The sequence below is a fragment of the Pseudomonas sp. LBUM1666 genome (assembly GCF_059695775.1).
In genome coordinates this window covers 5985661-5998613 of sequence record NZ_CP166789.1, presented here as the reverse complement: position 1 = coordinate 5998613, position 12953 = coordinate 5985661, and the positions used below count along the sequence as shown (strand labels likewise).

General features: G+C 58.9%; 15 protein-coding genes and 1 other RNA gene. 9 read left to right on the top strand and 7 right to left on the bottom strand.

Features of this window, described 5'->3' with window-relative positions; all coding sequences use genetic code 11:
- Positions 1-117: 117 nt before the first annotated feature.
- The 3 genes from ubiD (at position 118) to ACA056_RS27720 (ending at position 3442) form a co-directional block, all read left to right on the top strand.
- Entirely contained in the window at positions 118-1584 is a 1467-nt protein-coding gene (gene ubiD / locus ACA056_RS27730) for a 4-hydroxy-3-polyprenylbenzoate decarboxylase (protein WP_056738783.1), read from the top strand.
- The gene (locus tag ACA056_RS27725) at positions 1584-2552 is read left to right on the top strand and encodes a CDP-6-deoxy-delta-3,4-glucoseen reductase (protein WP_497269223.1); all 969 of its coding nucleotides are present in this window, start codon (positions 1584-1586) and stop codon (positions 2550-2552) included. Before ubiD ends, ACA056_RS27725 begins: the two co-directional genes overlap by 1 nt.
- A gap of 221 nt (positions 2553-2773) precedes the next feature.
- Positions 2774-3442 (top strand): gamma-glutamylcyclotransferase, encoded by a 669-nt coding sequence (locus ACA056_RS27720; protein ID WP_497269221.1) that lies wholly within the window; start codon positions 2774-2776, stop codon positions 3440-3442.
- Here ACA056_RS27720 and glpT read toward each other — a convergent pair.
- Complete coding sequence (gene glpT / locus ACA056_RS27715; protein WP_497269219.1) at positions 3418-4767, bottom strand: glycerol-3-phosphate transporter; 1350 nt, start codon at positions 4765-4767, stop codon at positions 3418-3420. The genes ACA056_RS27720 and glpT overlap by 25 nt on opposite strands.
- A gap of 327 nt (positions 4768-5094) precedes the next feature.
- On the opposite strand from glpT, the gene ACA056_RS27710 reads away from it, so the two are divergent.
- Positions 5095-5709 (top strand): energy transducer TonB, encoded by a 615-nt coding sequence (locus ACA056_RS27710; RefSeq protein WP_497269217.1) that lies wholly within the window; start codon positions 5095-5097, stop codon positions 5707-5709.
- A gap of 61 nt (positions 5710-5770) precedes the next feature.
- Here ACA056_RS27710 and ACA056_RS27705 read toward each other — a convergent pair whose 3' ends face one another.
- A complete protein-coding gene (locus ACA056_RS27705; RefSeq protein ID WP_008150352.1) occupies positions 5771-6748 on the bottom strand; it encodes an NADPH:quinone oxidoreductase family protein in 978 nt (325 codons plus the stop codon).
- Between the two features lie 150 nt (positions 6749-6898).
- Here ACA056_RS27705 and ACA056_RS27700 point away from each other — a divergent pair, with 150 nt between their 5' ends.
- Positions 6899-7306, top strand: coding sequence for a flagellar basal body-associated protein FliL (locus ACA056_RS27700; protein ID WP_033060630.1), 408 nt, complete (start codon positions 6899-6901; stop codon positions 7304-7306).
- A gap of 139 nt (positions 7307-7445) precedes the next feature.
- Here ACA056_RS27700 and ACA056_RS27695 read toward each other — a convergent pair whose 3' ends face one another.
- Positions 7446-7898 (bottom strand): EVE domain-containing protein, encoded by a 453-nt coding sequence (locus ACA056_RS27695; RefSeq protein ID WP_497269214.1) that lies wholly within the window; start codon positions 7896-7898, stop codon positions 7446-7448.
- Between the two features lie 201 nt (positions 7899-8099).
- On the opposite strand from ACA056_RS27695, the gene ACA056_RS27690 reads away from it, so the two are divergent.
- Complete coding sequence (locus tag ACA056_RS27690) at positions 8100-8252, top strand: hypothetical protein (protein WP_008024268.1); 153 nt, start codon at positions 8100-8102, stop codon at positions 8250-8252.
- A 34-nt stretch (positions 8253-8286) separates the two neighbouring features.
- Here ACA056_RS27690 and ACA056_RS27685 read toward each other — a convergent pair whose 3' ends face one another.
- From ACA056_RS27685 to ACA056_RS27670, 4 genes are all read right to left on the bottom strand, one after another.
- On the bottom strand, positions 8287-8892 hold the full coding sequence (locus tag ACA056_RS27685; protein ID WP_046045124.1) for a 5-formyltetrahydrofolate cyclo-ligase: 606 nt from the start codon (positions 8890-8892) through the stop codon (positions 8287-8289).
- 86 nt (positions 8893-8978) lie between these two features.
- A non-coding RNA gene (ssrS, locus tag ACA056_RS27680) (6S RNA) lies at positions 8979-9157 on the bottom strand.
- 30 nt (positions 9158-9187) lie between these two features.
- Positions 9188-9505 carry a cell division protein ZapA gene (locus ACA056_RS27675; protein WP_007942435.1) on the bottom strand — a complete coding sequence of 106 codons (318 nt, stop codon included), beginning with the start codon at positions 9503-9505 and terminating at the stop codon, positions 9188-9190.
- Positions 9502-9711, bottom strand: a complete 210-nt coding sequence (locus ACA056_RS27670; protein ID WP_007982902.1) for a TIGR02449 family protein — start codon at positions 9709-9711, stop codon at positions 9502-9504. Before ACA056_RS27670 ends, ACA056_RS27675 begins: the two co-directional genes overlap by 4 nt.
- A gap of 128 nt (positions 9712-9839) precedes the next feature.
- On the opposite strand from ACA056_RS27670, the gene ACA056_RS27665 reads away from it, so the two are divergent.
- The 3 genes from ACA056_RS27665 to ubiH are packed head-to-tail and all read left to right on the top strand — an operon-like array spanning position 9840 to position 12946.
- Positions 9840-10400, top strand: a complete 561-nt coding sequence (locus ACA056_RS27665; protein ID WP_497269211.1) for a YecA/YgfB family protein — start codon at positions 9840-9842, stop codon at positions 10398-10400.
- A 27-nt stretch (positions 10401-10427) separates the two neighbouring features.
- A complete protein-coding gene (pepP, locus tag ACA056_RS27660) occupies positions 10428-11762 on the top strand; it encodes a Xaa-Pro aminopeptidase (protein ID WP_497269209.1) in 1335 nt (444 codons plus the stop codon).
- Positions 11759-12946 carry a 2-octaprenyl-6-methoxyphenyl hydroxylase gene (ubiH, locus tag ACA056_RS27655; protein ID WP_497269207.1) on the top strand — a complete coding sequence of 396 codons (1188 nt, stop codon included), beginning with the start codon at positions 11759-11761 and terminating at the stop codon, positions 12944-12946. The genes pepP and ubiH overlap by 4 nt, the downstream gene beginning before the upstream one ends.
- The last annotated feature ends 7 nt before the right edge of the window (positions 12947-12953 follow it).

The window sequence follows — 12953 nt, the reverse complement described above, 5'->3', positions numbered from 1 at the left end:
GGAAACCCGGCTTTTTGCTATCTGATTTTTGATGAACCGGCAGTTCGTGGTTCTGAATAGAGGGGTTCGGCGCTAAACTGCCACCCCCGAACGGCACGGCCAACACGAGGCTCACGCATGCAGTATCGCGACTTGCGCGACTTTATCAGCGGCCTGGAAAAGCGCGGCGAACTCAAGCGCATCCAGGTTCCGGTGTCCCCAGTGCTCGAAATGACCGAGGTCTGCGACCGCACCCTGCGTGCCAAAGGTCCGGCCCTGCTTTTCGAAAAGCCTACGGGTTATGACATCCCGGTGCTCGGCAACCTGTTCGGCACACCCGAGCGGGTGGCGCTGGGCATGGGCGCAGAGGCGGTCAGCGAATTGCGCGAGATCGGCAAGCTGCTGGCGTTCCTCAAGGAACCCGAGCCGCCGAAAGGCCTGAAAGATGCCTGGTCCAAGCTGCCGATCTTCCGCAAGATCATCGCCATGGCACCGAAAGTGGTCAAAGACGCGGTCTGCCAGGAAGTGGTGATCGAAGGCGACGACGTCGACCTCGCGATGCTGCCGGTGCAGACCTGCTGGCCGGGCGACGTCGGCCCGCTGATCACCTGGGGCCTGACTGTCACCAAAGGTCCGAACAAGGATCGCCAGAACCTCGGCATCTACCGTCAACAAGTGATCGGCCGCAACAAGGTCATCATGCGCTGGCTCAGTCACCGTGGCGGCGCGCTGGATTACCGCGAGTGGTGCGAGAAGCATCCTGGCCAGCCGTTCCCGGTGTCCGTGGCGCTGGGTGCTGACCCGGCGACCATTCTCGGCGCGGTGACTCCTGTGCCGGACAGCCTCTCCGAATACGCCTTCGCCGGTCTGCTGCGCGGCAACCGCACCGAACTGGTGAAGTGCCGCGGCAATGACCTGCAAGTGCCGGCCACCGCCGAGATCATCCTTGAAGGCGTGATCCATCCGGGCGAGATGGCCGATGAAGGCCCGTACGGCGACCACACCGGTTACTACAACGAAGTCGACAGCTTCCCGGTGTTCACCGTCGAGCGCATCACCCACCGGATCAAACCGATCTACCACAGCACCTACACCGGCCGTCCGCCGGATGAGCCGGCGATTCTCGGCGTGGCGCTGAACGAAGTGTTCGTGCCGATCCTGCAGAAGCAGTTCCCCGAGATCACCGACTTCTACCTGCCGCCCGAAGGCTGCTCGTATCGCATGGCCATCGTGACCATGAAGAAGTCGTATCCCGGCCATGCCAAGCGGGTAATGCTCGGTGTCTGGTCGTTTTTGCGACAGTTCATGTACACCAAGTTCGTTATCGTCACTGATGACGACATCAACGCACGCGACTGGAACGACGTGATCTGGGCCATCACCACGCGCATGGACCCCAAGCGCGACACGGTGATGATCGACAACACGCCGATCGATTACCTGGACTTCGCCTCGCCGGTTTCCGGCCTGGGTTCGAAGATGGGGCTCGATGCCACGCATAAATGGCCGGGCGAAACCACTCGCGAGTGGGGCCGGGTGATCGTCAAGGACGAAGCCGTTACCCAGCGGATCGATGCCATCTGGAATCAGTTAGGAATAGATTGATGCGTGTAACCTTGCAGCCCTCCGGAGCAGTGCTACAGATTCTGCCCGGCGAGCGGATTCTCGATGGCGCGCGGCGTCTGGGCTATGAATGCCCGCAAAGCTGTCGAAACGGCAATTGCCACGTGTGCGCCGCGCTGCTGGTAGAAGGGCGAGTCGAGCAGGCTGGCGATGTGCGCGACCATGGCGAGTTCTACACTTGCATTGCAGAGCCGCTGGAAGACTGCATCGTGCTGTGGGATGGCGTGCTCGCGCTGGGAGAATTGCCGGTGCGCAGCTTGTCGTGTCAGGTCATTGAATGCAGGGACGTCGGCGGCGATACCTGGCGTGTGCGTCTGCGAGCGCCGGCCGGCAAGCCGCCGCGTTATCACGCCGGTCAGTACTTGATGATCGAGCGCGAGAACGGTGAAAAATCCGCATTCTCCCTGGCCTCGGCACCGCATGGCGGGCGTGATCTGGAAATCCATGTGCTGGCGCGCGAAAGCAGTGCGCTGAGCCTGATCGACCAGTTGCAACGCAACCCGATGGTGCGGATCGAAATGCCGTTCGGCGACACCCATCTGGCGGAACTGCCGGACGGTCCATTGGTGCTGATCGGTGCGGGCACCGGCATGGGCCAGATCCATAGCCTGATCGAACATTGCCGCGCTACGGGCTTCAAACATCCGGTGCATCTGTATTGGGGCGTGCGTCGTCCTGAAGACTTTTACGAGATCGAACATTGGGATGAGTGGCTGAAGCTGCCCAATCTGTTCCTGCATAAAGTCGTCAGCGATCAATGCGGCTGGCAGGGGCGCTGCGGGATGTTGCATGAGGCGGTGTGCGAGGACTTCCCGGATCTGAAACCCTTGCATGTCTACGCCAGCGGCTCTCCGGCTATGGTCTACGGCACGCTGGATGCTTTGGTCGAAGCCGGGATGGATGCTCATCAAATGCGTGCGGATGTGTTTGCGTACGCTCCGCGATCTTGATCCGCGATCTTGATCCACGGTCTTGATCGTTATAACTCTCTATATAGCCGATCGGTATTTATAAAATTATATAAATGCCGGTAGGTTATATGTCATCCAGGCAAATATTTAAGAACTGTGCCATGGCACTTAAATTGCCTTAAAACATATGTGCCTTATTGTTACAGCGGTGCGTTCTATTAAGTAATTCTTCACCCGCGGGGAGCTGAACGCTAATCGCCATGAGCGCCATTGAATCTGCTTTTTTGAATCTGGCTTACCCTCCGCTGCTCGATCTGGGGCCGCAGCTCACGCACGAACAATTGGTCAGCTCAATGCAGTCGACGATGGCGCGCCACAAGGGCGGGCCGGTTTGGCTGTTCGCCTACGGTTCGCTGATCTGGCGTCCTGAATGTGCAGCGGTGGAGCGAGTGCGTGGTCGGGTGCATGGCTACCATCGCGGTTTGTATTTGTGGTCCCACGAACATCGCGGCACACCCGAAGTGCCTGGGCTGGTGTTCGGCCTGGATCGCGGTGGTTCTTGCAGCGGCTTCGCCTATCGCTTGCCTGAAGAACAACTTGAAGCATCCCTTTACGCACTTTGGCAGCGCGAAATGCCATTCCCGTCCTATCGCCCGCACTGGCTCAACTGCCGTCTTGAAGACGGAAGTCAGGTTCAGGCGTTGGGGTTTGTATTGGAGCGGCATCTGCCCAGCTATGCGGGCAACTTGCCGGATCACGTGCTGAGCCACGTGTTTGAAAACGCTTGCGGGCGTTACGGCACGACTCGCGATTATGTCGAGCAGACCGCCCACGCCCTGCGTAGCCACGCCATGCCAGACCGGAATCTGGAGGCGCGGCTCAAGCGCTGCAAATCAAAGGCCGATCAGGCGATTGCTTCGCGGCTCTGACTGGCGACTTGTTTGTGCCACAGTGTCGGCGCAAGGAAGGCCATCGCCAGTAAGCATGCGCCGATCAGCAGCACGAAACCGCCGTCCCAGCCGAAGTGGTCCACGGTGTAGCCCATCGCTGCACTGGCCGCGACCGAACCACCCAGATAACCGAACAGACCCGTGAAGCCCGCTGCCGTACCGGCGGCTTTCTTCGGTGCCAATTCCAGCGCTTGCAGGCCGATCAGCATCACCGGGCCGTAAATCAGGAAGCCGATCGAGACGAGCGCGATCATGTCGACAGTCGGATTGCCGGCCGGGTTGAGCCAGTACACCAGGGTCGCCACGGTCACCAAAGCCATGAACACCATGCCGGTCAGGCCACGGTTGCCACGGAAGATCTTGTCCGACATCCAGCCGCACAGCAGCGTGCCCGGAATACCTGCCCATTCGTAGAAGAAGTAGGCCCACGAGGTTTTATCCACGGTGAAGCCCTTGGCTTCCTTGAGGTAGGTCGGTGCCCAGTCCAGCACGCCGTAGCGCAACAGGTAGACGAAGACGTTGGCCAGGGCGATGTACCAGAGCATTTTGTTGCGTAGCACGTATTTGACGAAGATTTCCTTGGCGCTGAATTCTTCTTCGTGGCTGGCGTCGTAGCCTTCCGGGTAGTCGTTCTTGTACTTCTCGATGGGCGGCAGGCCCATCGATTGCGGGGTGTCGCGCATGGTGACGAAGGCAAACACCGCCACCGCCATGGCGACCGCCGCCGGCACGTAAAACGCTGCGTGCCAGTCATTGAACAGGCCCATGCCGAGCAGGAACAGCGGGCCGATCAGGCCGCCACCGACGTTATGCGCCACGTTCCACAAGGACACTACGCCACCGCGTTCCTTCTGCGACCACCAGTGCACCATTGTCCGCCCACTCGGCGGCCAGCCCATGCCCTGAGCCCAGCCATTGATAAAGAGCAGGATGAACATGATGGTCACGCTGGACGTCGCCCAGGGCGCGAAGCCGAAAATGAACATCACACCGGCCGATACCAACAGGCCGAAGGGCAGGAAGAAACGCGGATTGGAACGGTCGGACACGATGCCCATCAGGAACTTGGACAGGCCGTAGGCAATGGCGATGGCCGACAGTGCCAGGCCCAACTCACCGCGGGTATAGCCCTCTTCGATCAGATAGGGCATGGCCAGTGAGAAGTTTTTGCGCAGCAGGTAATAGCCGGCGTAGCCGATAAAAATACCGGCGAAGATCTGCCAGCGAAGGCGTCGGTAGGTGTTGTCTATTTTTTCTTCAGGCAATGGAGCCTGATGTGCGGCAGGACGAAAGAAAGCAAACATTCAAGAGCTCCAGATTTCTTGTTTTGACTGCGGATGCGAATGTTACAGTTTCGTTACCGAAAATAGCACCGGTTCGCATCGGCCAAATAGCGGAAATGCTGGCGATTGCATGTTCTTTTATGAACATGTCGCTCAGGTATAAATGTAGGGCGTTGTGGGAAACGTTACTTGCAGATCTTCATGCCGCATTTCGGTCCAGGGTAGGACGAGGCTTTGGGAAATGTCCTTCGTTTGAATGGGAAGTCGTGGCGTTCTGTTCCCGGTCGTCGAGCCTTAACCTTTACACAGCTGCCAGCTCTGGCATTTCAGTTGCGAAGGGGAGGGGTTATGCGGTGGTTGGCGTGTGTGCTTTTGTTGGTTGTATCGGTCGGTGTTCGGGCCGAGGAAGTGTTTCTGATCCCGGAAAACAATCCCAAGCCGATTTACCCCAGGTCGCTTTTCAGGGCCGGGATAACAGGTGAAGTTCGAGTCAGGTTCACTGCCAATGCCGATGGCTCGGTCAGCAATGTGAGCATTTTGCAAAGTGACCATCCCGATCTGGCCGAAGCGACCCGGAAGGCGATAGCGCAGTGGCGCTTTAAACCATGGACGGGAGAAGGCGACAAACCCGCCGAGCAGGAAGTGATCGCTCCGATGGTTTTTAGACTGGATCTGGACACACCCATTCACACCAACCATTGGCTCAAACAGTTGAGATGTCGTGACCTCAATGAGTCGTTGGTGGATTTTCCGGAGCACGCGTGGGTTGATTCAAAAGTGTTTGATTACACTCGTGCCTATCTGTCGAACGTGATTTATACGACACAGTTGCAGAACGAGCAGCGTCTGGCCTTGATTGCCAAACTGAATAAGCGGGTACCGAAAATCGTCAGGGATTGCCGGGCGAGCCCTGTGCGTAAATACATGAGTTTGCTGCCGGAGGATATTCGGAAGTTGCTTTAGTCCCGGACAATAAAAAGCGGCCTGAACAACTTCATTTGAAGTCCAGACCGCTTTTTTGGGCTCAGCGAACCTGAACCACCACTTTCCCAACCGCTTTGCGCTGGCCAAGATCATTGATCGCCTGCGCCGCATTGCTCAGTGGATACACCTGCGACACCAACGGCTTCAACTTGCCCTCGGCAAACCAGCCAAACAATTGTTGGAAGTTCGCCGCGTTGTCTTGAGGCTGGCGCTGGGCAAACGAGCCCCAGAACACACCCACCACCGCTGCACCTTTGAGTAGCGCAAGATTGACCGGCAATTCAGGGATGCGACCGCTGGCAAAGCCCACCACCAGCAGGCGGCCGTTCCAGGCAATGGCGCGGATGGCCTGGTCGAACAGGTCGCCACCGACCGGGTCGTAGATCACATCGGCGCCCTGGCCATCGGTCAGGCGCTTGATTTCGTCCTTGAGACTGGTTTCGCTGTAGTTGATCAGCTCATCGGCACCGGCAGCTTTGGCCACGGCGAGTTTTTCGGCGCTGCTGGCGGCGGCGATCACGCGGGCGCCCATGGCTTTGCCGATTTCCACGGCGGCCAGGCCGACACCGCCGGAAGCACCGAGTACCAGCAAGGTTTCACCCGGTTGCAGATTGCCCCGTTGCTTGAGCGCGTGCATCGAAGTGCCGTAGGTCATGCTGAACGCGGCGGCGGTGTTGAAGTCCATCGATGGCGGGATGGGCAGCACGTTGTAGCCCGGCACCGCGACCTGTTCGGCGAAGCTGCCCCAGCCGGTCAGCGCCATGACCCGATCACCAACCTTGAGGTGGCTGACCTTTTCGCCTACTTCGCTGACCACGCCCGCCGCTTCGCCACCTGGGGAAAACGGGAAAGGCGGCTTGAACTGATATTTGCCCTCGATGATCAGCGTGTCCGGGAAATTTACCCCGGCGGCGTGCACGTCCAGCAGGATTTCATTCTTCTTCGCGACAGGACTGGCGACATCTTCCAGCACCAGCGATTCGGCAGGGCCGAAGGCTTTGCACAGCACGGCTTTCATCAGGGCTATTCCTTTGGGAGTGATGGCCGATAAGTGTAGGTGTGTGAGTCGATGGGTCAACGAGCATGCCCGGCCCTGATAGTCAGCCATAAGCTTGTGCTTGAGCGGCGGGTCGTTATGCTAGGCCGCAAACCGGATAAGGAGCGAATTGTGAAAGCGTGGATCATGTTGTTGCTGGCCCTGTCTCTGCCTGTGGCAGCGATGGCCGAAGAAGCCAAAGAAGGTGCAGCTCCGAAGGTCAATTACATCACCCTGAGCCCGCCGTTCGTGGGCAACTATGGGCTGGACGGGACGCCGAAGCTCAAGGTCTACAAGGCCGATGTGGCATTGCGAGTGACCGGTGATGAGGCGACCAAACTGGTGAAAGCCAATGAGCCGTTGATTCGTAATCAACTGGTGGCGTTGTTTGCCCAGCAGACCACTGAAGCGATGAACAACGTCGAGGCCAAGGAAAAGCTGCGTCAGGAAGCCCTGAAGCAGACCCAGCAAATCATGAATGACGAAACCGGTAAGCCGGTGGTTGAGGATCTGTTGTTCAACAACCTGATCATCCAGTAAGACTTTTGTTGTCTGAACCGGCCTCATCGTCGGAACGCCGCCCGGAGCAAGCTCGCTCCCACAATAGATCTGCATTCACTGAAGATCCCCTGTGGGAGCGAGCTTGCTCGCGAAAGCATTCTTCCAGTCACTGCATGGCTTAAGCCCGTAATGCAATCACCGCCGCCCACTGCTCGGCCGTCACCGGCATCACCGACAGTCGCGAACCTTTCTGCACCAGCGGCATTTCGGCCAGCGCCGCCTGCTGTTTCAGGTAATCCAGCTTAAGCACGTTGGGAAACGTCTCGATATGCGCGACATCGATCGCGCTCCAGGCATTTTTCTCTGGCGTGGCTTTCGGATCGTAGTAATGACTTTCCGGCTCCAGCGCCGTCGGGTCCGGATACGCGGCTTCGACAATCTTTCCGATCCCGGCGATCCCCGGTTCGGGGCAGCTGGAGTGATAGAAGAAAAACTCGTCGCCCACGGCCATGGCCCGCAGAAAATTACGCGCCTGGTAGTTGCGAACCCCGTCCCAGCGCGCTTTGCCAAGCGTCTCCAGACCCTTGATCGAGAGCTCGTCGGGCTCGGACTTCATTAGCCAATAAGCCATGGTTTTTGCTCCTTGCGAAGTGGGTGGGCAAGTTGTCGGGGGATTTTATGACAAACCGACGGTCGGTTGACGCCAGCGTTTGCGTGTCGGTTCACGTTGTCGCAAAATGCCGGCCTTCTAAGCTTGACGCTGCTGCACGGCCTACACCTACAACGGAAACCGCTGCTGTCATCGTGTTGATGTGCCTTTGGGGGGCAATCGATGAAACGCAAACCGGATTTACTATGGATTTTGGTTATTTTGTTCGGCCTCGGCGTCGTGACCACCGGCTATGCCCAAAGCCTGTGGAGCAACAAGACCGACGCTCCGATCGAAATCGCGCAGCAACAACAGCCGTCGGCCTTCAAACGCTGAAGCTGTCTTCGGACGCCGCTGATTCCAGTGGCGTCTAGCCGGCGAAATACCACGCCTTGTCTGTCACCGTTCCCTGTAACGGCACATCCCAGCTCGCTTGAGCCAATCGTTCGACCTTCTGACATTCATGGGCCAGCCCCAAAAGCGTCGGCTTGCGCCAGTTTTTACGTCGTGCCAGGTACGCCAGGCTTCGATCATAAAAACCACCGCCCATGCCCAGGCGTCCGCCGACATCGTCAAATCCCACCAAGGGCAACAGCACCAGATCGAGCGCCCAGACTTTGCGTTGCCGAGCGAGGTTGTGCCGGGGTTCGAGGATACGAAAGCGGTTGGGTTTCAGTTTTTCGCCGGGGCGAATTCGCTGGAACACCATTTTGGTTCGTGGCCAGGCGCTGAGCACCGGCAGATAAGTCGCCTTGCCCCGACGTTGAGCGGCACGCAGCAAAACACGCGGGTCGATTTCACCGTCAGTGGGCAGATACAGGGAGATATGTTTTGCGCGGCGAAACAGCGGCTGCTGGGCCAATTGCTTGTACAGCCCGCGAGCAGCCTGGCGTTGCTGACTGGGTGTCAGTGCGCGGCGGGCCTTGCGCAGCATGCGTCGAAGTTGCGGGCGGGGCAGCAGCGCAGGTTCGGTCATGAATTCGGGCTTCGGCAGTGCGGGTACATAAAGCGTACCCGTAAAAAAGCCGATGCCGGTATTTAAACCGGCATCGGACTGGAATCAGGCTCCCCGGATGTACCGCTGTCGACTTAGCCCTTGAACCCGAAAGTTCAAGGTGGAAGATGCAGTAGGCTTTAAGGCTTTCCGTCTAGCGGACATGCACACCAGCCCAACGTGCAACCTCCAGGGTATAGCAAATCGGCTCAGGGACATCGCCAACTGGCAAGCACCCCAGGGAGTGATGCGAGTATACCCCAAGCGGTATCGCGTTTCAGCCCTTGGTGACGTCCGGATCGGTGGCGAGCACCAGATCGACGCGATCCAGCAGGTCGCGAACCTGCTCTCGGGTCGAGCCGCTGGCCTGTACATCCGGGCGTTCTTCCTTGTGCAGAAGATCGTGAGTGATGTTCAGGGCGGCCATCACGGCGATGCGATCGGCACCGATGACTTTGCCGCTGCTGCGGATTTCGCGCATTTTGCCGTCCAGGTAACGGGCGGCGCTCACCAGGTTGCTGCGCTCTTCCTGCGGGCAGATGATCGAATACTCTTTATCGAGGATCTGCACGGTAACGCTATTGCTTGAACTCATGAGTCTTGCTCCAGGGCCTTGAGGCGCGAAATCATTGATTCGACCTTACGCCGGGCGATTTCGTTCTTTTCAATGAGGTGAGCGCGTTCCTCGCGCCAGGTCTTTTCCTGAGCTAATAGGAGTCCGTTTTGACTCTTTAGTTGCTCGACACGGGTAATTAGCAGTTCGAGTCTGGCCATTAGCGCTTGCAGGTCGGTGTCTTCCATTGTGTCCACTGAAATTGTGTCAGATGGGTGATAGCTGGCGGACAGCCTTTAATAGTCTTGGCGAGTCTGTCGATGTAGGATACAAGGCCTTCATTCTAGACATAGCGCCGTCTGGCGCCTAGCTGCCCATGCCCATTCAGAATTCCCCGTACCAAGCCTTCGCCACACTGCTGACTTCCAGCGGTCATAACGTCTCGCCTGCCGAACTGCATGGCTTGCTGCTCGGCCGCAGTTGCGCCGGTGCCGGCTTCGATGCCGAAGGCTGGCTGATTGATGCTGCCGAGCTACTCGAAAACGAGCCGCAGGATAATGTCCGCAACGCCCTGATCGGCTTGCAAGAGATGGTCAAAGGCGAGCTCACTGGCGACGACGTGACTGTCGTTCTGCTGCTGCCGACCGATGACGAGCCACTGGCCGACCGCGCCGCCGCACTGGGCCAATGGTGCCAGGGCTTCCTCAGCGGTTTTGGCCTGAACTGCCGTGACAGCAGCATGCTGAGCACCGAGGCCACCGAAGTGTTGCAGGATCTGGCGGCCATTTCTCAGGTGCAAGACGCCCTGGAAGAGTCCGAAGACGGCGAAAGCGACTACATGGAAGTCATGGAATACCTACGGGTTGCGCCGCTGCTGCTGTTCTCCGAAACAAAAAAAGCGGATGTACCGCCAGCCGCCAAACCGTCGTTGCATTAATCGCGTGCCAGGGAAAGCCATCTGCCCATGATTCATATCCCGAAATCGGAATACAGCCGTCGCCGCAAGGCCCTGATGGCGCAGATGGAACCCAACAGCATCGCCATCCTGCCCGCCGCCGCGGTTGCGATCCGCAACCGTGACGTCGAGCACGTCTACCGCCAGGACAGCGACTTCCAGTACCTCAGCGGTTTTCCCGAGCCTCAGGCGGTCATCGTTTTGATGCCTGGGCGCTTACATGGCGAATACATACTGTTCTGCCGTGAACGCAATGCCGAACGGGAGTTGTGGGACGGCCTGCGCGCCGGGCAGGAAGGCGCGATTCGCGACTTTGGCGCCGACGACGCCTTCCCCATCACCGACATCGACGACATCTTGCCGGGCCTGATCGAAGGTCGCGACCGGGTGTATTCGGCAATGGGCAGCAACCCGGAATTCGACCGGCACCTGATGGACTGGATCAATGTGATCCGCTCTAAAGCGCACCTCGGCGCCCAGCCGCCGAACGAATTCGTTGCCCTGGATCATCTGCTTCACGACATGCGCCTGTATAAATCGGCGGCAGAAGTGAAGGTGATGCGCGAAGCCGCACGGATTTCCGCCCAGGCGCATATCCGCGCGATGCAGGCCAGCCGAGTCGGGCTGCATGAGTTCAGTCTCGAAGCCGAGCTCGACTACGAGTTCCGCAAGGGCGGGGCGAAAATGCCGGCCTACGGTTCAATCGTCGCCGCTGGGCGCAACAGCTGCATCCTGCATTACCAGCAGAATGACGCGGTGCTAAAGGACGGCGATCTGGTGTTGATCGATGCCGGTTGCGAGATCGACTGCTACGCCAGCGACATCACCCGCACCTGGCCGGTCAACGGCAAGTATTCAGCGGAACAGAAGGCGATCTACGAGCTGGTGCTGGCGTCGCAAGAAGCCGCGTTTGCCGAAATCGCCCCGGACAAACACTGGAATCAGGCCCACGAAGCCACGGTCCGGGTGATTACCACCGGTCTGGTGAAATTGGGTCTGTTGCAGGGCGACGTCGACGAGTTGATCGCCAGCGAAGCCTATAAAGCGTTTTACATGCACCGCGCCGGCCACTGGCTGGGCATGGATGTGCATGATGTCGGCGAATACAAGGTCGGCGGCGAATGGCGCGTGCTGGAAGTCGGCATGGCGTTGACCGTGGAACCGGGCATCTACATTGCCCCGGACAACCAGAACGTGGCGAAGAAATGGCGCGGCATTGGCGTGCGCATCGAGGACGACGTAGTGGTCACCAAAAGCGGCTGTGAAATCCTGACAAAAGGCGTACCGAAAACGGTCGCCGAGATCGAGGCCTTGATGGCCGCCGCGCGGACACAAGCGGCATGAGTCGAGTCAATCTGGCAATCATCGGTGGCGGTCTGGTCGGCGCCAGCCTGGCGTTGGCACTGCAGGCCGGAGCCAAGGCTCGTGGCTGGAAGATCGTGCTGATCGAGCCGTTCGCCCCGGGCGACACCTACCAACCGAGCTACGACGCCCGTTCTTCGGCGTTGTCCTACGGTGCCAAGCAAATTTATCAACGGTTGGGCGTGTGGCAGGAAATCTCCCGCCGCGCCGAGCCGATCAAACAGATTCATGTCTCCGACCGTGGGCGCTTCTCCACCGCGCGATTGTCGGCGATGGAAGAGGGTGTTCCGGCGCTGGGTTATGTGGTGGAAAACGCCTGGCTCGGTCAATGCCTCTGGCAGGGGCTGGACAAGGACGTGATCAGCTGGCGTTGCCCGGCGGAAGTCACGCGCATGGAGCCGCTGATCGATGGCTATCGCCTGACCCTCAACGACGAAACCACTCTGGAATGCGATCTTGCGGTACTCGCCGATGGCGGCCGTTCCGGCCTGCGCGAGCAACTGGGGATCGGCATCAAAAAGCGCCCGTATAACCAGAGCGCGTTGATTGCCAACATCACGCCGAGTGAAGCGCATAACGGCATGGCCTTCGAGCGTTTCACCGATGACGGGCCGATGGCCTTGTTGCCGTTGCCGGAAAACCGCTGCGCATTGGTCTGGACTCGATTGGGAATGGACGCGCAACGGCTCGCGGCCCTCGATGAAAAGAGCTTCCTCAGCGAATTGCAAGGCGTGTTCGGTTATCGCCTTGGCACTTTGAAACAGGTTGGCGCGCGGCACTTGTACCCGCTGACATTGATCGAGGCCGAAGAGCAGGTGCGTCCCAATCTGGCGATTCTCGGCAATGCTGCCCACAGCCTGCACCCGATTGCCGGGCAAGGTTTCAACCTGTCTTTGCGTGATGCTCAAGCGCTGGCTGATGCATTGCTGGCCAGCGAAACATCTCCCGGCGACTTTGCGACCTTGCAGGCTTACCGCGAGCATCAGCGTCTGGATCAGAACCTGACCGTGGGTTTCTCCGATCAGGTCACCCGTTTGTTCGGCAGCACTCAACCATTGGTTTCCCTGGGCCGCAACATCGGTCTGCTGGGTCTCGATTTGCTGCCGCCGGCCAAACGTTGGTTCGCCCGGCAGGCCATGGGTTTGGGTACGCGTCCCGATGCTTAAGTGGCGG

Excerpts from the sequence above, each read along its gene's own strand:
- glpT (WP_497269219.1), bottom strand. The coding sequence starts at position 4,767 with ATGTTTGCTTTCTTTCGTCCTGCCGCACATCAGGCTCCATTGCCTGAA.
- pepP (WP_497269209.1), top strand. The coding sequence starts at position 10,428 with ATGATTCATATCCCGAAATCGGAATACAGCCGTCGCCGCAAGGCCCTG.
- ubiH (WP_497269207.1), top strand. The coding sequence starts at position 11,759 with ATGAGTCGAGTCAATCTGGCAATCATCGGTGGCGGTCTGGTCGGCGCC.
- ubiD (WP_056738783.1), top strand. The coding sequence starts at position 118 with ATGCAGTATCGCGACTTGCGCGACTTTATCAGCGGCCTGGAAAAGCGC.
- ACA056_RS27665 (WP_497269211.1), top strand. The coding sequence starts at position 9,840 with ATGCCCATTCAGAATTCCCCGTACCAAGCCTTCGCCACACTGCTGACT.
- ACA056_RS27670 (WP_007982902.1), bottom strand. The coding sequence starts at position 9,711 with ATGGAAGACACCGACCTGCAAGCGCTAATGGCCAGACTCGAACTGCTA.
- ACA056_RS27675 (WP_007942435.1), bottom strand. The coding sequence starts at position 9,505 with ATGAGTTCAAGCAATAGCGTTACCGTGCAGATCCTCGATAAAGAGTAT.
- ACA056_RS27705 (WP_008150352.1), bottom strand. The coding sequence starts at position 6,748 with ATGAAAGCCGTGCTGTGCAAAGCCTTCGGCCCTGCCGAATCGCTGGTG.
- ACA056_RS27720 (WP_497269221.1), top strand. The coding sequence starts at position 2,774 with ATGAGCGCCATTGAATCTGCTTTTTTGAATCTGGCTTACCCTCCGCTG.
- ACA056_RS27690 (WP_008024268.1), top strand. The coding sequence starts at position 8,100 with ATGAAACGCAAACCGGATTTACTATGGATTTTGGTTATTTTGTTCGGC.
- ACA056_RS27685 (WP_046045124.1), bottom strand. The coding sequence starts at position 8,892 with ATGACCGAACCTGCGCTGCTGCCCCGCCCGCAACTTCGACGCATGCTG.
- ACA056_RS27710 (WP_497269217.1), top strand. The coding sequence starts at position 5,095 with ATGCGGTGGTTGGCGTGTGTGCTTTTGTTGGTTGTATCGGTCGGTGTT.
- ACA056_RS27725 (WP_497269223.1), top strand. The coding sequence starts at position 1,584 with ATGCGTGTAACCTTGCAGCCCTCCGGAGCAGTGCTACAGATTCTGCCC.
- ACA056_RS27695 (WP_497269214.1), bottom strand. The coding sequence starts at position 7,898 with ATGGCTTATTGGCTAATGAAGTCCGAGCCCGACGAGCTCTCGATCAAG.